Raw genomic sequence first — 17,149 nt, forward strand, 5'->3', positions numbered from 1 at the left:
GGGCCTCACCTCGCAATCCGGAAGCCGAATTTGAACCATCGGGAAACAGCACGGATACTGGTCGCCGGCAGCGGCCCTGCGGGGCTGATCGCGGCGCTTGGCCTTGCCGAGGCGGGTTTTCCCGTGACGCTCGTCGGACCCGAGGCAGCCGGCCCCGACGGCCGGACGACAGCCTTGATGAACCCTGCCCTGAAGATGTTCGAACGGCTCGGGATCTTCGACGGAATCAGGTCGCACGCAGCGCCGCTCAAGGTGATGCGCATCGTTGACGCAACCAACCGGCTGATCCGCAGCCCGACAGTGACCTTTCGCGCCAGCGAGATTAACGAAGAGCAATTCGGGCTGAACTTGCCCAACAGCGTTCTCAACCGCACGCTAGCCGAGGCTGTCGCGCATTCGGGCATCGAATGGCGAAAGTCGATGGTGGAGGCATGGCGCCTCGATGCCGACCATGCCCATGCCGTTCTCGCCGACGGCAGCGAGGTTGAGGCGTCGTTGGCGGTTGCCGCCGATGGCCGTCAGTCGCCGGCCCGCGAGGCAGCCGGCATCCGGACCTCGGTCCGATCCTATCCGCAGGCGGCGCTGGTGCTCAATTTCGGTCATCGCAGCGACCACGCCTTCACCTCGACCGAATTCCACACCGAGACCGGTCCGTTCACACAGGTTCCCCTGCCCGGCAACCGGTCCAGCCTTGTCTGGGTGCTCGAGCCCGATGTCGCCAGGAACCTTGCAGCACTCGATGACACCGAGCTTTCGACGCGGGTCGAACAGCGGATGCAATCGATGCTGGGTCGCGTATCGGTTGAGCCCGGCCGGCAGGTCTACCCACTTTCAGCGGTGAGCCCGTGGCGGTTTGCGCATCGCCGCGTGGCCCTTGTCGGTGAAGCCGCCCACGTGTTTCCCCCAATCGGCGCGCAAGGCCTCAATCTCGGCATCAGGGACATCGACGACCTGATTGGTACCGCAAGCAGAAACCGCTCGGATCCGGGCGCCGCCAAGGCGCTTGCAGCCTATGATTTCAAGCGGCGGCCGGACATTCTGGCGCGCAGCAGCGCGGTCAACCTGCTCAACATGTCGTTGCTTTCCGACATGCTGCCGGCTCAGCTGGTGCGCAGCGCTGGCCTGGGCGCGCTTGAGGGGTTTGCGCCGCTGCGGGCGTTTTTCATGCGCGAGGGTCTTCGACCCGGCAGCGGTTTTGCAGCGTTTTTTGGGGGATTGCGAAAACCGGCTGCGCGATAGCGATCTTGGGCACCGCCCTTGATCCGCATCTTGCGATGCTCAACCCGGCATCAAGGGGATCGGGATTGAATTGACGCGGCGTCTGCGCCAAATAATGACGATGTCGACCTTAAGGTCCGGCCAGTCTTTGCCGGATTGGTGCGTTAGAGTCTAAAGTCCTGGAGCGTTTTCCTGCGTGTTTCAGGATGCGTGGCGTTCAAGAAGTTCAAGTGGTGAGTGCGATGAAGACAGCCAAATTCTCGATCGGACAGGTGGTTCGGCACCGGCTGTTTCCGTTCCGCGGCGTTATTTTCGACGTCGATCCGCAATTCGCCAATACCGACGAATGGTACGAGGCGATCCCCGCTGACGTGCGGCCGCGCAAGGACCAGCCTTTCTATCATCTGTTCGCCGAGAATTCCGAAACGGAATACATCGCCTATGTGTCCGAGCAGAATTTGCTCGAGGACCGGTCGGGCGAACCGGTCCGGCATCCGCAGATTGGTGAGATGTTCGATAAGAAGCCGGACGGGCGCTACGAGCCGAAGCACCAATTGAGACATTGACTTAGTCGGGATCGAGCTGGGATAGGCTTGAGACATGGCTTGACCCGACAAACGGCCGATCCAAACGAAAAAAGCGGGGCATGAACCCCGCTTTTTGTTGGTTCGAAAACCCGTCGATCAGTTGGCGGCCTTCGCCTTTTCCTGCTCTTCCTTGAGCTTCTTGGCAAAATCCTGATTGTTCTTGGCGACGAAGTCCTGGAGCTTTTTCTGCCGGTCCTCGATGTCCGACTGCTGCAGCGGCGGGCCGTCGAAGGCGCCGCTGAAGCCGGTCAGCGCAATCTTGATCGGGTTCGGCTGGTTCTGGAAATTGACTGAGGTGAGCGTCAGCGCCGATCCCTTCTTGAAGGATGCGACCAGCTGATCGCTCAGCGGCACTTCCGCCACGCAGCGATCCGGGAAACAGATTACATAGTCGAGCTTCTGCGCCTTGCCGCCGTCGATCTGGAGGCCGATGCCGGGAGGAACCAGACGGCCGGTCGGAACCGTCACCTGGAACACCTTGCGGTTCACCTTGCCCTTCAATTCGATCAGGCTGACACCGGTGATGAGCTGGCCGTTGCCGGCGGTGGTGATGTTCTGGACATTGCAGATGTCGACGTCTTCCTGCTTGGTGCAGGCCTTGAACCAGCCTTGCGGAATCTGCTGTTGCTGCTGCGCGGAAGCAGCGGGAATCCCGGCGCCGAGAATGCCGACCACGCCAGCGGCCATGACCGACAGGCGGTACGCGTTGCTGTTCAGGCTCGTCATGTCGTGCATTCCTCTCAAATGATCCCGGAACCGGCTTTTTCCCGCCGTGTGGTCCAGCTACCTGTTGCCGAAATGAGGCAACAGAATGACTTCGGACGGCGTGTTACACTGCAAGCGGTGCCGAATCCAGCCCGGGTCTCGCGAATCTTGGCCGAGGGGTTGGCCGGTGCACGACCGGCTCATGTATGCTGCGCATCGAATCGGGAAGGAGACGGTCATGGGCCGCGTTGTCTTTTGGCTGATCGCCGCAATGTTGTTTGTCGGCCTTTCCCTGCAGCCGGCTCTGTCGGAACCGAAGCACGCGCTTGCCATGCAGGGCGAGCCGGCGCTGCCGGCCGACTATGATCATTTCAACTACGTCAATCCCGACGCGCCAAAAGGCGGCAGCATTACCTATTGCGTCGTCGGCAGCTTCGACAATCTCAATCCGTTCATCCTGAGAAGCCTGCGCACCACCGCGCGCGGCATGATGGATCAAGCCTTTGGCAATCTCGTCTTCGAGCCGTTGATGCAGCGCAACTACGACGAGGCCTTCAGTCTCTACGGCCTGCTCGCCGATACCGCCGACATGGATCCCGAGCGCAAGAGCATCGAATTCCACCTCGATCCCAACGCCAAATGGTCGGACGGCGTGCCGGTGACGCCGGACGACGTGTTGTTTACCTATGACGTCTTCACCGAGAAGGGCCGGCCACCTTACAGCCAGCGGATGAAAGCGATCGCCAAGCTCGAAAAGACCGGCGACCGCAGTGTGCGCTTCACCTTCAACGACAGGGCCGACCGCGAATTTCCGCTGATCATTGCGCTGACGCCGATCATCCCGAAACACGCCTTCAACAAGGACACCTTCGACAGGACGACGCTGAAGCCGGTGATCGGCAGCGGGCCCTACACGGTGGCGCATGTCGTGCCCGGTCAGCGCATCGTGTTCAAGCGCAATCCGGACTATTGGGGCAAGGACGTGCCGTCCAAGCGCGGCTTCGACAATTACGACCAGATCACCATCGAGTATTTCCTCAACGCCAACGCCAAGCAGGAAGCGTTCAAGAAAGGCATCTGCGCCATCGACGACGACAGCGACCCGGTCAAACGCGAGCGCGATCTCGACTTTCCGGCCTTCCACAGGGGCGAGGTCATCGCCGAAACCTTCGACACCGGCATTCCGCCGGTGGTCAACGGTTTCCTGTTCAACACTCGGCTGCCGAAGTTTTCCAATCCGGTCGTGCGGCGCGCGCTCGGCATGCTCTACGATTTCGAATGGGCCAACAAGAATCTGTTCGGCGGCAAATACACGCGCACGATGAGTTTTTGGCAAAACTCCGAGCTCTCCGCCCTCGGTCATCCCGCCAGCGAAAAGGAAAAGGCCCTGCTGGCCCCCTACCCCGGCCGCGTGCCCGCAGATGTCATGGACGGCACCTACAGGCCGCCCGTTACCGACGGCTCCGGCCAGGACCGCAAGGTGCTGAAGGCGGCATTCGAGCTGCTGAAGAGCGCGGGCTATACGGTGCAGGACGGCGCGATGCTCGATCCCGAGGGAAAGCCGTTCGGTTTCGAGATACTGACCGCCTCGCAGGACGAAGAGCGACTTGCCGCTATCTATCAGCGCACGCTTGAGAAGCTCGGCATCGATGTCGGCATCCGCAGCCTCGACGGCGATCAGATCCAGTCGCGCAAGCAGCGTTTCGATTTCGAGGTGCTGGTCGGCTCGACCGGTTTCAACAACTCGTTGTCGCCTGGTATCGAGCAAACCGGGCGCTGGGGATCCGCTGCCGCCACGGCCGAAGGATCGTTCAACCTCGCCGGCGTCGCCGATCCGGCGGTGGATGCGGCGATCGAGGCGATGCTGAGAGCCCGTTCGAAGGAGGACTATGTCGCCGCCGTCCGCGTTCTCGACCGGCTGTTGATCTCAGGCAATTACATGGTGCCAACCCAGCACAACAACCAGCAATGGCTTGCCTATTGGAACTATCTGGAACATCCGCAAAAGACGCCCATATACGGTTATCAGTTGCCGACCTGGTGGCGCAAACCGAAGTGACCTCTTCAGAACAGGAGACCAAGATGAACGACGAGAACTCGATTACCGTCGATGTGGTCTCCGACGTGGTGTGCCCCTGGTGCTTTATCGGCCAGAAACGGCTCGACAAGGCGATTGCCGCCGTCGATATCGACGTTCACATACGCTGGCGGCCCTTCCAACTCGACCCGACAATCCCGCCCGAAGGCAAGAACCGCCGCGACTATATGGTGGCGAAATTCGGGAGCGAGCAACGCATCCGCGAAATCCATGCCCGGATCGAGCCGCTGGGCGAGGCTGAAGGCATCTCCTTCGCCTTCGACGCCATCAAGGTCGCGCCCAATACGCTGGATGCGCACCGTCTCATTCGCTGGGCCGGGACGGCCGGCGAGGCCATTCAGAACCGGCTGGTGCGCCGGCTGTTCCAGCTGAATTTCGAGGAAGGCGCCAATCTCGGCGATCATGCCGTGCTGATCGAAGCCGCCCGCGAGGCCGGCATGGATGCGTCCGTAGTCGAAACGCTTCTGCCGACCGACGCCGATGTCGAGGCGGTGCGCACCGAAATCGCCACCGCTTCGCGCATGGGCATATCGGGCGTGCCGTGCTTTCTGCTTGAAGGCAAATATGCGGTGATGGGCGCCCAGGACGCCGATACGCTTGCCGATGCACTCCGCCAGGTCGCCGCAGCCAAGGCACGCGGCGAACTGGAAACGGCCAACTGAGTCGGACTATTTCACCGTCACCTTGGCCTTGCTGACGAAAAAGCCATGGCCATGCCTGCCGGTGCAGGTCAATCCCTTGGTGGATGACTGGCAGAAAAACGGCCCCTTGCTCCAGCTATTGCCGTAGCCAGCTTGCTGACGTCACCGCAGCAGCCTTGCTCGCCTGGATTCTTGATCAGCGTCGCCGGGCCTTTCGGGCCGAGGATGATGGTGACGTAGCTGGGCTCGACGCGCGAACAACTCAGTTCCGGTCCGCCATCCTGTGGCTCATAGGTGCTGGTGCCGCCCTTCGGCGTGTAGATGCAGCCAATATTGCCGGACGGCGTGTTGAACTCGATCTGTCCCTCGGCGTTTGCGGGAACGGTCTGGCTGCCGGCATATGTTGGCGGCAGCCAGGCAAACATTGCGAGCGTCGCCACAAACAATGTTCGTGCAAGCATGAAGAACTTCCCCCCGGTTCAAACCTGGATGCGTCCAGCAGGTTCGATCCGAAGCGCATCTTTGTCAAACGCAGTTTGCGCGCGCTCTAAAAAGTACGGTCTGATCGATGTTGGTCTGCATCCTGGACTGTAACGGCAAAGTCAGTGCTTGGCCGATTACGGGGTCCTGACAAGGCGGCTTCAACCACGAATCATACGGTCACGTTCTGGCCGCCGACGAGGTCGGACCTGACTGTAAAGGCGGACTGAAGATCGGTTCAGGCTGTGAAGATCGACCGCTGGGCGGCGCTTCTATGTTCACAAAGCTGTGTGAAGACCTTCCCTTGGGGAAGGTCTCTACTTGCTCGGGCGCAGGCAAGTAACTACTTGAAATGGCGTTGGTATTCCACCCCTCGAAACGTAACGGCCTAACGCCGCGATCATTCATTCTGTTGCTCCACTGCAACGGCCCGCGAGCTAAGCCACCTGCGGCCGGAGAAAAGCTAATGGAAAATGATCAATTGGTGTTACTGTCCGTAACAAAAGAAAAATCGTTTGGGCGGGATAGTGATTCGGGTCGATAGACCAACGCGACATTCAATATCGGAAAAATGGCTCCGCGGTGCCGCAAGGCAGTCGCCCCTGACGCCCGTATCGTCGATGCGCAGCTTCTGGGGACTGATGCGGGCCTACTGGTTCTCGGACAAGTGGGTGGAAGCCTGGACGCTGACACTGGTGATCGCCCTGCTCACCGCGCTCTCCAGCAAGTCAGGCGTCTGGTTTGCCGTAGCATCCGGAGAGCTGGTCAACTCGATCGCCTTTTTCCACGATGCCGCAAACACCACCCCGCTTCAGGCTCTGCTGACCAATGCCGGGATACTTGTCCTCCTGGTCTTGCTCAAGGATGCGGGTTTTACCGGTATCCGCAGCCTGGTATCCGCAACATTGCATCGTAAGTGGCGCGGCTGGCTGGACAGCCAGTTCAACGAAGCCCTGCTTGACGCCAATCACACCCATTTCCACGCTCAGCATGGCTCGTCAGGTGCCGCCGCTCCCGACAATATCGATCAGCGCATCCAGGAATCGATCAAGGATATGACGGGCGGAGCCATCGGCCTCGCGATGGGGGTTCTGGCCGTTGCTACTTCATTGTATTTCGTTGGCCAGCAACTGCTTGCGCACTCGGCGGAGGTCAAGGGGCTGGAGTTCCTCGGCAGCTATGGCAGCGCCGTTCTCGCCTTTCTGGCGGTCGCCACCTACGTGCCGTTGAACACCTGGATCGCGGTCAAGCTGGGCAGGCTGCTGGAACGGCTCAATGTCAGGATGCAGCAGGCCGAAGGCAGCTATCGCGGCGAGCTGATCACGTTCCTGCGCCGCAGTTTTCATGTCGCCGCATCGCAAGGCGAGAACGTGCAGAAGGCAGTGCACACCCAGCGCTATGTCGACATCGACCGCACCTGGGCGCGGCTGAACATCGTCAACACAGGCTACAATTCATTCGAGCTGATCTACAATTTCATCGGTGCCCGCATTGTCGCCTACGGGCCAGGCTTGGTTCCCTTTATCCATAACGGCTTCGATCTCAAGGGCTACATAACCGGCTCCGAGATGGTCAACTCGTTGATCAGTCAATGCTCGTGGTTCATCCATGTCATGCCTGCCATCGCCGCATTGCGGGCCAACAGCCAGCGCGTCACCGAACTCGCAAACGCTATCGAAAACGTCCAGCACCCGCAGGAATTTTATCAGCAGACCGGCCGCTCCGATTTTCGCTACGACCGCCAAAACCCGGTTTTCGGCCTGACCATCCAGAAGCTCGAACTGGCGCATCAGGGCGAGGACGCCACGCCCTTCCTGAGTGCCGCGAATTTGCGCTTCCGGCGAGGCGAGTGGACTTTTCTCAAGGGCGAATCCGGTTGCGGCAAGACCTCGCTGATCAAGGCGATCAACGGCCTGTGGCCTTATGGCCGCGGCACCATCGTCTTCCCGGAAGGGGTCAGGAGTTTCTACGCCGCCCAGGAGGTGAAGCTGCAGCAGGTTTCGCTGAAGCAACTGGTCTGCCTGCCCGGTTCCGAGCATGATTACGCCGACGTGCAGGTCGCATCCGCCCTGCACAAGGCCGGCCTTGGCGATTTCATCGAGCATTTGGCCGAGGAGAGCCGTGAAGGAAAGATCTGGGATCAGGTTCTCTCGGGTGGGCAGAAACAGAAGCTGGTTGTCGCCCGCATCGTGCTGCAGCAGCCGGGATTGCTGTTCCTCGATGAAGCCACCGGCGCGCTCGACCCCGATGGACGGATCGCCTTCCACCAGGCGATCAAGGACAATTGCCCTGATGCAACTGTGATCTCGATCATGCATGAGGCGACGCCGCCGAGATCGCTCGCGGGCACCGAATTCTACCACAGCGTGGTTGCGATCGCCGACGGCGTCGCCACCAAGAAGCCGCTGGTTCCGAGCTTGCCGGTCGAGCTCACCACCATTCTCACGCAGCCGACGCGGCCGGCCGAGGACAAGTGGCTGCGCTTTCCCCGCCGGCTGAAGCAGAGATAGCCGCGGCACCACTGCCGGCATCCAGCCAGCCTGCCACGTAGCCCGATCACAGTCTCGCGATCCGGTCGGTTTGCCGCCGCTTTAACCCGCTCTCGCGATTGACTCGGCAAGGCGCGCTCCTATGTTGCGCCGGCTTGCAGAATCTCAACTCGAACCCGCGAGCAGAAAGGTCACCGCGCCATGCCTGGCGACAGTCACAGTCGAACGCAACCGCCGTCCGCTTGACGTGACCTGACCGGCTCACGTCCTGCCGGACGGCAAGGAGTGAGCCATGAACGAGTCTTCCCCCGTCGCGGGCGGCGATGCTATCGCCATCGCTCGCGTACTTGCCAACGAACACGTCGCCGACATCGTCGAGACCTTGAATCGGGAGCCCCGCGAGACAGCATCGGATCTGCTCTGCGAAGTGCCGTTCGAGCGGCTGGTCGAGATCTTCGACCAGCCGAAGCTCGACGGCGCATCCGAACTCGTCGAGGCGCTGCCCCGCATCAAAGCAGGCAGACTGCTTGCGGCCATGTCGGTCGACCGCGCCGCCGACATATTGCGCGATCTGAACGAGCCGGCTCGTTCCGAACTGCTTGGTGGCCTAGCGCCACCGCTGCGCGCGACGCTGCTTGCCATTCTCGGCTATCCCGATGGCAGCGCCGCCTCGCTCATGACGACCGAATATGTCAGCGTGCCGCCGGACTGGAGCGTTGCCCGCACTCTGGATTATATCCGCAAGGTGGAGCGGACGCGCGAAACTGTCTACGCGATCTACATCGTCGATCCGCAAACGCATGTCCTGTTGCGCTCGACCAACCTGCGTCGACTGATCGCTGGCGAGCCCGACGAGCTGATCATGGCAATAGCGCCGGATCGTGCGCCTATCACCGTTTCACCGCTGACCGATAGTGAAAAGGTTGCTCAGTTGATCTCGAAATATGATCTGCTCGCCGTCCCGGTCGTGGACAACGGCAAGCTCCTCGGCATCGTTACCATCGACGATATTATCGACACGATGATCGAGGAAACGACCGAGGACGTGCATCGTTTCGGCGGCATGGAGGCTCTGGACGAGCCCTATATGAAGATGGGCTTTCTAGCGATGATCCAGAAGCGCGCCGGCTGGCTATGCGCGCTGTTTATCAGCGAGATGCTGACCGCCAACGCGATGCAAAGCTACGAGGGCGAGCTGGAAAAGGCGATCGTGCTGACGCTATTCATTCCATTGATCATGAGCTCCGGCGGCAATTCCGGCTCGCAGGCGACCTCGCTCGTCATCCGGGCGCTGGCGCTGCGCGAGATCGGCCTTGGCGACTGGTGGCGGGTGGCATTGCGCGAGCTGCCCACCGGCCTGGTGCTTGGCTCGATTCTTGGCGTGGTCGGCGTCTGCCGCATTGCGCTCTGGCAGTATCTCGGCTTCTACGACTACGGCCCGCACTGGCCGCTGATCGCAATGACGATCGGCGCCACGCTGGTTGGCATCGTCACCTTCGGCTCGCTGTCTGGATCGATGTTGCCGTTCGCCCTGAAGCGCATCGGCTTCGACCCGGCCAGCGCATCGGCTCCGTTCGTCGCCACGCTGGTCGATGTCACCGGGCTGGTGATCTATTTTTCGGTTGCGCTGGTGATCCTGCGCGGAACGTTGCTGTAAGAAAACTTACGCACTTCCATCGCGGCAATTTCGTTGCCGCGATGGGTTTATTGTCGCGTCAGACGCGCTCACCATCCTTCACCCGGTAAGTCGGCCTGTACAGGGTGACGAGTTCTTCCGCCGCGGTCGGATGCACCGCCATGGTGCGATCGAAATCATCCTTGGTCAGCCCGGCCTTCAGCGGTATGCCGAGAAGCTGCGCCATTTCGCCGGCATCCGGCCCGAGGATGTGGGCGCCGAGGACCTTTTTCGAGGCGCCGTCGACGACCAGCTTCATCAGCATCTTTTCGTCGCGGCCGGAAAGTGTGTGCCGCATCGGCCGGAAGGTGGCGCGGTAGATTTCAAGGTCCGAAAAGCGCTTTGCCGCCTCATCCTCCGACAGGCCGACCGTACCGATCTCGGGCTGCGAAAAGACTGCGGTAGCGATCGTGTCGTGGTCGGGCGCCGTCGGATTGTCCTTGAAGGCGGTCTCGACGAAGCACATCGCCTCGTGGATTGCCACCGGCGTCAATTGCACGCGGTGGGTGACGTCACCGATTGCCCAAATGTTGTCGATGTTGGTGCGGGAGTATTCATCGACGTGAATTGCCCCGGTTTTGGTCATCTCGATGCCGACGCCTTCCAGGCCCATGTTCTCGGTATTGGGAATGCGGCCGATGGCGAGCATGACCTGGTCGACCGTCAGCACCGTGCCGCCGGTGACAAGCGCGTCGAGTCGGCCGTCAGGCCGCTTCCTGACCCACTCGGACACGGCGTGGCAGAGGATTTTTATCCCTTTCTTTTCCATCGTGTCGTGCAGCATGCGTCTGAGGTCCATGTCGAAACGGCTGAGGATCTCCTTGCCGCGGTAGACCAGCGTCGTGTCGACGCCAAGGCCGTGAAAGATGTTGGCGAATTCGACGGCGATATAGCCGCCGCCCTCGATCATGATTGCCTTCGGCAGTTCCTTGAGGTCGAAGGCTTCGTTGGAAAAGATGCAGTGCTCATGGCCGGGCAATGCCGGATGCGGCGCCGGGCGCCCGCCGGTAGCGATCAGGATCTGGTCGGCGCTAACGGTGCGATCCTCACCGAGAAGATGCACCACATGCGGATCGACCAGGGTGGCGCGCGAATGAAAGACCTCGCCGCCGGCGCCCTGCACGTTCTTCTTGTAGATGGCCTCCAGCCGGCTGATTTCGCGGTCCTTGTTGGCGACCAGCGTCTGCCAGTCGAAACGCGCCTCAGGCACCGTCCAGCCATAACCGGCGGCGTCGGCGAAATGCTCGGGGAATTGCGAGGCGTAGACATAGAGCTTCTTCGGCACGCAGCCGCGGATCACGCATGTGCCGCCGTAGCGATATTCCTCGGCAATGCCGACACGCTTGCCGAGTGCGGCCGCGACGCGCGCCGCCCTCACCCCGCCGGAGCCGCCGCCGATGACGAAAAGATCGTAGTCGTAACCGGCCATGGCTGAACTCCTTGCCCCTCAAACACCGAGACAGGTAGGCTGCCGACTATCAAAAGAAAAGCCCGGACTTGCCGGGCTTTCTGGTCCAGTGTCGGTCAGGCCGCTCGGAAGTCCGCAATCAATTCGGTGTGGCGTCCGCGGGAGCTGCGCCGTCTGCCGGAGCGGTACCGTCGGCAGGTGCAGCCGGCGCCTTGGCATTCGCCGCTGCACCCAGGGTCTCGCCGACCTGCTGGGCGAGATCGCGAGCCAGGCCGTTCTGCCAGATCTCGGCAGCCTTCACCAGTTCGCGCGTCACGATCGGGCCGTTGTCGAGCAGCTTCTTGCCGGAATCGGAATTGTAGAAAGCGGCGATTTCATTGAGTTCCTTTTCCGAGAACACCTTTGCATAGGCGAGCGCTGCTTCCTTTTCCAGGTCGGCGCGGCGCGATGCCAGGGTCATCGCCTTCTCGTTGATCGTCTTGGCGATCAGTTCCTGCATGTCCGGGTTCTTCTGGATCAGCTGCTGCTCGAGGGCCGCGGCCGCTTGCGGCAGGATGTTATCGAACGTATCCGTCGCATGGATCGCCGCGACCGCGGCGCGCGCCGCCTTCAAATGCGCATCGGTGACGTCCTGCGAAAACGCAGGCGACGAAAACGCGAAAACGGCCGAGGCCGCCAGAATGGCAAAAAAGCGGCCAACCCGGTTATGCAACATCATGATCGGTAAAACTCCCTGATTTTCGGGCGGCATGGACGGTTTGGATGCCGTCGCCGCCGGCTATGATGGCCGTTGATGCCAGCCCGATGAAAAGACCATGCTCGACCACGCCCGGAATGGCGTGGAGAGCATTCGAAAGCGCTCTTGTATCCGGAATGCGGCCAAAAGATGCATCGAGGATAAAATGGCCGCCGTCTGTAACAAATGGCTGGCTCCCCGTCATCCTTAATGTAACAGGGCCGGAAAGGCCAAGGTTTGCAGCTGCCGCGCCAACCGCAATTTCGGTGGCGCGCAGGCCAAACCGGTTGACTTCGATGGGCAGCGGAAAACGGCCGATCATCTCGACCATCTTGGAGCTGTCGGCGATGACGATCATGCGCGCGGAGGCCGCCGCGACGATCTTTTCGCGCAGCAGCGCGCCGCCGCCGCCCTTGACCAATGTCAGCGCCGGATCGATCTCGTCGGCGCCGTCGATGGTGAGGTCGAGTTCGGGCGTTTCCTCGAGGGTGGACAGCGGCACACCAAGCTCGGTGCAAAGGACGGCGGTGCGCTCCGAGGTCGGCACGCCGATGACAGTCAGGCCGGTAGCGACCTTGTCGGCGAGCAGCCGCACGAACTCGTCCGCCGTCGTGCCGGTGCCGATGCCGAGCCGCATGCCATCCGTGACATGGGCAAGCGCTGCCCGCGCGGCCTCAACCTTCAATTGCCTCGCATCCATGCCGGGTCCCGAGATTTGTTTCGGCGCTCGTAGCATTTTTGCCGGGCTGGTCAAAGGACCTTGCCCGCGGTGGATAAGCCGGCTTGCCTGAACGGGCCGCAGCGGTTATCGCCTGCCGGCAATCGAATCGTCACAGGACAGGCCATGACCCGACCGATCATCGTGTTCGACCTCGACGGGACGCTGATCGACACGGCGCCGGACCTGCTCGACAGTCTCAACCACAGCCTTGCCGCCAGCCAGCTCGCGGCCGTCGACGAAGCCGGCTTCAAGCGCTTCGTCGGCCATGGCGGCCGGGTGATGATCGAGCGCGCTCACGCAGCGCAGCATAGGTCGCTGGCAGTGGAGGAGCGCGACCGCCTGCTCAAGCTGTTTCTGGACCATTACACCGTTAACATTCCCGGCAAATCGCGCCCCTACCCCGGCGTCCCTGCGGCGATCGCACGGTTCGAGGCAGCCGGTTACCTGCTGGCCATCTGCACCAACAAATACGAGGCCAATTCGGTGGCATTGATCGAAGCGCTCGGTATGACCAGGCATTTCGCGGCGATCTGCGGCCAGGACAGTTTTCCGTTCCGCAAGCCCGACCCGCGCCATCTCACGCAGACCATCGCGCGCGCCGGCGGCGACCCGCGCCGTGCGCTGATGGTTGGTGATTCGCAGACCGACATCGACACGGCGAAAGCCGCCGGGATTCCGGTGGTGGCAGTCGATTTCGGCTACACTGACCGCCATGTGCGAGAGTTCGAACCGTCGGCGGTAATCTCGCATTTCGATTCGCTGACGCTCGATCTGGTACAAAGACTGATGGCTGCGGCAGAAGGCTGAAAGCTGCCCATCGGGCGGACCGCCAGATGCCGACCGACAAGTGGTTGACTTAGCAGGCCAGCCTCCCTTATATCGCGGCGCGCTTGGCCTTCGGGCAACGAGCGGGCGATTAGCTCAGCGGGAGAGCACACCCTTCACACGGGTGGGGTCGCAGGTTCAATCCCTGCATCGCCCACCATTTGCTTTCCTGAATCAATTCCAAGCCAGAGCGGCTAGCAGCTGCAGGTGGCCCCCTCGCCGCCAAAATTCTTTTGGGCGAAATTCAAGGCGCTGCTGTAGCTCGTATAGCTCTGGAACTGGCAAACGTTGGAGCCGGCCCGCACCTTCATCTGCTCGATATCCCAGAACGAAACATCGATACGGTCGTCGGCGCAATAGACTGTATAGCGTTCAGGTTCCAGCGCCGCGGCTTTCTGGACAGGCATCGAAACGGCCAGGCTGGAAAGTATGGAAAGTACAAATATGATGGCGTGACGCATTTGCATGTAGACCCCCGAAATGACCACCGGCACTATTATGGCCGCGATGTTGAGGCGACGCATCATGATTTTAAGCAGTCGCCGTGTTCTTTCGGTGGCCATAAATCAGGTACGGACGGCGCCTCCTTGTAGCGCAACGCTCCGCTATCCCGGAACAAACCTGCATAGAAACGAGTTTCTGCTGATCGAGATGTGAGGGAAAGCCATGTCCAGACTTGTTTTGGCGGCCGCAGTGCTGCTTGTCGGCGGATCGGCCTTTGCCGCGGACGAAAATCCGGTGCCGCCGCAGAATGCCAAGAAGCTGTCGGAAATCATCGCCAAGGTCGAGCAGCGCGACGACTTCCGCTACATCAAGGAAATCGATTGGGACAGCGGCGCCTACACTGTCACCTACTACACGAACGACAAGGCGAAAGTTGAAATCACCTATGATCCGGTGACAGCCGCGCCGAAATGAAGCTGGCCGCCAACGGTGCAAATTCTAAAAAATGGCGGGCATCGAATGCCCCCGACCTTCGGCAGACCCTTGCGCAGATATGGCTTTGATGGCTGACTGAGTGCTATCATTGCGCGCGGGGGTGGGCATGGCGACGGTAAAGCACGTATTGAAACGCTTTCTGATGATGCTCGCGGGTTATTTCATAGCGGTACTGGTCGGGCTGATCGCGGTGGCGGCGATCTATGGCGGGTTGAGCTCGCTGCCAAACGCGCCGAATTATTTCGACGTCATGGGTGTCACCCCCGTTGCGGTGCTGCTGTTGCCGCCGCTCGGCATGTTCATCTATTTTCTGACGATCGTGCTGACCGGCCTGCAGACGCTGATCTTCGCACTGATTGCCGAGTTTTTCTCGCTGCGCAGTTTTTGGCTGCACATGGTCTTCGGCGCAGCGGCCGCGGTTGGCGGGTTCGCCTTGATCTGGCCTAGTGTACCGGACGACACGAACCCGGAGCGCTGGGCCGATATCGGTATCATTGCCGCGGCAGGCGTTGTTGCCGGCCTGGTCTATTGGCTGATCGCCGGACGCGACGCCGGCTTCCGGCGTCCGCTGTTTCAGCGCTAGAACCGCATTCCTCAGCTAGCCGGCGAACGCACCGCTTCCGTGCTGTCGAGCGCCTGCTGCAGCCTTGTATCGCGGCCGTAGACGTCGTTGAAATATTCGACGGTGCCGGACAGGTCCGGCCATGCGGTGAAATAGGCGACGTAGACGGGGATCTTGCGTGTCACGTCTTCGGTCGAATGTCCGTGTTTTAGCTTGTCCTCGATATAGTCGACCGAGGTGCCGAGCACGGCAGCCGCCATGCCGCGCGGATCCTGCAAGCGAACACAGCCATGACTGAGCGCACGCATGTCGCGCTGGAAAAACGACTTCTGCGGCGTATCGTGCATGTAGATGGCGTGCTTGTTGGGGAACAGTATCTTCAATTCGCCCAGCGCATTGGCCTCGCTCGGCAGCTGGCGCACGCCGTAGGGTATCTTGGCGCCATAGGCGCCCCAATTGACCGAGGATGAGGGAATGCGCTTGCCGCGGGCATTGACCACCTCGTAGCCGGCGCGGTCGAGATAGCCAGGATCCCGGCGCAGCCGCGGCAGCATCTCGTTAACCAGGATCGACTGCGGCACGCCCCAATAGGGATGGAAGTCGACCTGCTCTATCTGGTCATAGAAGAAAGCAGTCTGGTTGGTGGGCCTGCCAACGACGGCGCGGGTCTTCAGCTTCTCCTCGCCATCATCGATATAGCTCGCGGTGAAAGCCGGTTGGTTGATGAAGACGCGCGGGCTGCCAAGGTCGGAAGGCAGCCAGCGCAACTCTTCGAGCGCAACCCGAACCTTCTGAATTTTGTCGGCCTTGGACGTTCCGGCCAACGATGCGACCGTACGGGGACCGATGACGCCGTCGCCTTTCATGCCGGCACGTTTCTGCACCTCCTTGATCACCGGCACCAGCTCCGGATCGTAGACCTCGCTGGTGGCGAGCCTCGCCAGAACCTCTCCATAGGCGCCGCCCATCTCGTCATCGAGATTGCGCGCGATCTTTGTCAACAGCTTCGGCAGCTCGGGGTTGGTCTGCCCCGGCTTCAACAGCAGATTGGGATCGATGGTGATTTCGTCTTCGGCGCTGGCCTGGAGCGCTTCCAGTTCGACGCGCAGCGCCTGATACTCGGAATTCTGTGGATGCCGCGATTCGAGATAGGTGCGCACTTGCTGGGTGTGGGCCAGCGTGTTCAGCACCCCTTCCATGTCGAGCGGCTTCGGCGGAAAATCGTAGTAGCCGGTCATGCGGTTGGGATCGACGCGGCCGCTTTGTGCGTCACGGGCGTAGCGCAGGACACGCGCCGACAGCGCCATCTCGAAGCGGACCAGCTCTTTCAGGCGTTCATCGGCATTGCCCGCCGACGCGCCTGCTGCCGGAACTTCGACGGTGTAATCCGCGGGCGTCAGGCCGTAGCTCGCGGCCTCGCCCAGCACCCGCACCGCATCCTCGGCACGGCTGTTGGGACTGGTTCCCGTTACCCAGATGAAATCCGGATTGGCCGAGTAATAGGCGATCAGCGCCTTGGCGATGTCCTTCTCGGCGTAGAGGTCATAGCCTTCGAGGCCGGCAATGGCTTCGCGGAATGCAGCCCCGGTGGCCGCCGGTTCGAATGCAGCATCCTGAGGCGTTGCCGGTTCAGGCGCTGCCGACAGTGCCGAAAAATCGACGCGCACCAGCGGATCGCTCTTGTAGGTGTAATAGGACGGGCTGCTGATTTGCGCACCACCACCGGAAGCGGCCGGAGCCTTGGGCTTCGGCTTGTATCTTGACGGTGGCGGCGGAAAGTTACCTTTCGGCGGTGCGTGTTTGACGCCGCCGCCGAAAAGCATGTCGAAGAACCCTTGCGCTTCAGCCTGCGGCGCCCCGAAGGCCAGCATTGCCGCGGCCACCGCAATCGGCAGCACGGTTGCTTTGTTTCCAAGGAGTTTCATGGATCACCCGCTCCGGTTGAACCGGATCCCGTTCCGCACCGCTTTCACGGTCTCGCCCACCGCATGGCGGATGTAAGGCGTGACTACACTGATTCATACTGATTTCGTTAAGCTTCCATAAATTTCGGAACGTCTGTTGC

16 protein-coding genes and 1 tRNA gene are annotated in these 17,149 nt (G+C 61.1%); 10 read left to right on the forward strand and 7 right to left on the reverse strand.

Annotated features, from left to right (window positions below; genetic code table 11):
- The first annotated feature begins 30 nt into the window (after positions 1–30).
- A complete protein-coding gene (locus AC0L2Y_RS09220; protein WP_473555552.1) occupies positions 31–1,239 on the forward strand; it encodes a UbiH/UbiF family hydroxylase in 1,209 nt (402 codons plus the stop codon).
- Positions 1,240–1,460: 221 nt separating this feature from the next.
- Positions 1,461–1,784 (forward strand): heat shock protein HspQ, encoded by a 324-nt coding sequence (gene hspQ / locus AC0L2Y_RS09225; RefSeq protein WP_352491328.1) that lies wholly within the window; start codon positions 1,461–1,463, stop codon positions 1,782–1,784.
- 117 nt (positions 1,785–1,901) lie between these two features.
- Here hspQ and AC0L2Y_RS09230 read toward each other — a convergent pair whose 3' ends face one another.
- Complete coding sequence (locus AC0L2Y_RS09230; protein WP_352491327.1) at positions 1,902–2,531, reverse strand: invasion associated locus B family protein; 630 nt, start codon at positions 2,529–2,531, stop codon at positions 1,902–1,904.
- Positions 2,532–2,781: 250 nt separating this feature from the next.
- On the opposite strand from AC0L2Y_RS09230, the gene AC0L2Y_RS09235 reads away from it, so the two are divergent.
- The gene (locus tag AC0L2Y_RS09235) at positions 2,782–4,569 is read left to right on the forward strand and encodes an extracellular solute-binding protein (RefSeq protein ID WP_473555739.1); all 1,788 of its coding nucleotides are present in this window, start codon (positions 2,782–2,784) and stop codon (positions 4,567–4,569) included.
- A 23-nt stretch (positions 4,570–4,592) separates the two neighbouring features.
- On the forward strand, positions 4,593–5,270 hold the full coding sequence (locus AC0L2Y_RS09240) for a DsbA family oxidoreductase (RefSeq protein ID WP_352456761.1): 678 nt from the start codon (positions 4,593–4,595) through the stop codon (positions 5,268–5,270).
- A 68-nt stretch (positions 5,271–5,338) separates the two neighbouring features.
- On the opposite strand, the gene AC0L2Y_RS09245 is transcribed toward AC0L2Y_RS09240, so the two are convergent.
- Positions 5,339–5,710, reverse strand: coding sequence for a hypothetical protein (locus AC0L2Y_RS09245; protein WP_473555556.1), 372 nt, complete (start codon positions 5,708–5,710; stop codon positions 5,339–5,341).
- 639 nt (positions 5,711–6,349) lie between these two features.
- Between AC0L2Y_RS09245 and AC0L2Y_RS09250 the strand changes: the two genes are divergently transcribed.
- Positions 6,350–8,239 carry an ABC transporter ATP-binding protein/permease gene (locus AC0L2Y_RS09250; protein WP_473555559.1) on the forward strand — a complete coding sequence of 630 codons (1,890 nt, stop codon included), beginning with the start codon at positions 6,350–6,352 and terminating at the stop codon, positions 8,237–8,239.
- A 271-nt stretch (positions 8,240–8,510) separates the two neighbouring features.
- The gene (mgtE, locus tag AC0L2Y_RS09255) at positions 8,511–9,875 is read left to right on the forward strand and encodes a magnesium transporter (RefSeq protein WP_473555561.1); all 1,365 of its coding nucleotides are present in this window, start codon (positions 8,511–8,513) and stop codon (positions 9,873–9,875) included.
- 58 nt (positions 9,876–9,933) lie between these two features.
- Here the strand turns inward: mgtE and gor are convergent, their stop codons facing one another.
- The 3 genes from gor to rpiA form a co-directional block, all read right to left on the reverse strand.
- Positions 9,934–11,322 (reverse strand): glutathione-disulfide reductase, encoded by a 1,389-nt coding sequence (gene gor, locus AC0L2Y_RS09260; RefSeq protein ID WP_473555563.1) that lies wholly within the window; start codon positions 11,320–11,322, stop codon positions 9,934–9,936.
- Between the two features lie 118 nt (positions 11,323–11,440).
- A complete protein-coding gene (locus tag AC0L2Y_RS09265; protein ID WP_473555566.1) occupies positions 11,441–12,019 on the reverse strand; it encodes a DUF2059 domain-containing protein in 579 nt (192 codons plus the stop codon).
- Positions 12,006–12,737, reverse strand: a complete 732-nt coding sequence (gene rpiA / locus AC0L2Y_RS09270; RefSeq protein WP_352456755.1) for a ribose-5-phosphate isomerase RpiA — start codon at positions 12,735–12,737, stop codon at positions 12,006–12,008. The genes AC0L2Y_RS09265 and rpiA overlap by 14 nt, the downstream gene beginning before the upstream one ends.
- A 144-nt stretch (positions 12,738–12,881) precedes the next feature.
- Here rpiA and AC0L2Y_RS09275 point away from each other — a divergent pair, with 144 nt between their 5' ends.
- Entirely contained in the window at positions 12,882–13,565 is a 684-nt protein-coding gene (locus AC0L2Y_RS09275) for a phosphoglycolate phosphatase (protein WP_473555568.1), read from the forward strand.
- Between the two features lie 103 nt (positions 13,566–13,668).
- A tRNA-Val gene (locus tag AC0L2Y_RS09280) sits at positions 13,669–13,743 on the forward strand.
- A gap of 34 nt (positions 13,744–13,777) precedes the next feature.
- Here the strand turns inward: AC0L2Y_RS09280 and AC0L2Y_RS09285 are convergent.
- On the reverse strand, positions 13,778–14,146 hold the full coding sequence (locus AC0L2Y_RS09285) for a hypothetical protein (protein WP_473555571.1): 369 nt from the start codon (positions 14,144–14,146) through the stop codon (positions 13,778–13,780).
- 103 nt (positions 14,147–14,249) lie between these two features.
- On the opposite strand from AC0L2Y_RS09285, the gene AC0L2Y_RS09290 reads away from it, so the two are divergent.
- A complete protein-coding gene (locus AC0L2Y_RS09290) occupies positions 14,250–14,501 on the forward strand; it encodes a PepSY domain-containing protein (RefSeq protein ID WP_473555573.1) in 252 nt (83 codons plus the stop codon).
- A 127-nt stretch (positions 14,502–14,628) separates the two neighbouring features.
- On the forward strand, positions 14,629–15,105 hold the full coding sequence (locus AC0L2Y_RS09295) for a hypothetical protein (protein WP_352448896.1): 477 nt from the start codon (positions 14,629–14,631) through the stop codon (positions 15,103–15,105).
- A gap of 11 nt (positions 15,106–15,116) precedes the next feature.
- Here the strand turns inward: AC0L2Y_RS09295 and AC0L2Y_RS09300 are convergent, their stop codons facing one another.
- Positions 15,117–17,009 carry a L,D-transpeptidase family protein gene (locus tag AC0L2Y_RS09300; protein ID WP_473555575.1) on the reverse strand — a complete coding sequence of 631 codons (1,893 nt, stop codon included), beginning with the start codon at positions 17,007–17,009 and terminating at the stop codon, positions 15,117–15,119.
- Positions 17,010–17,149 lie beyond the last annotated feature (140 nt).

This window comes from Mesorhizobium sp. WSM4830 (genome assembly GCF_055811495.1).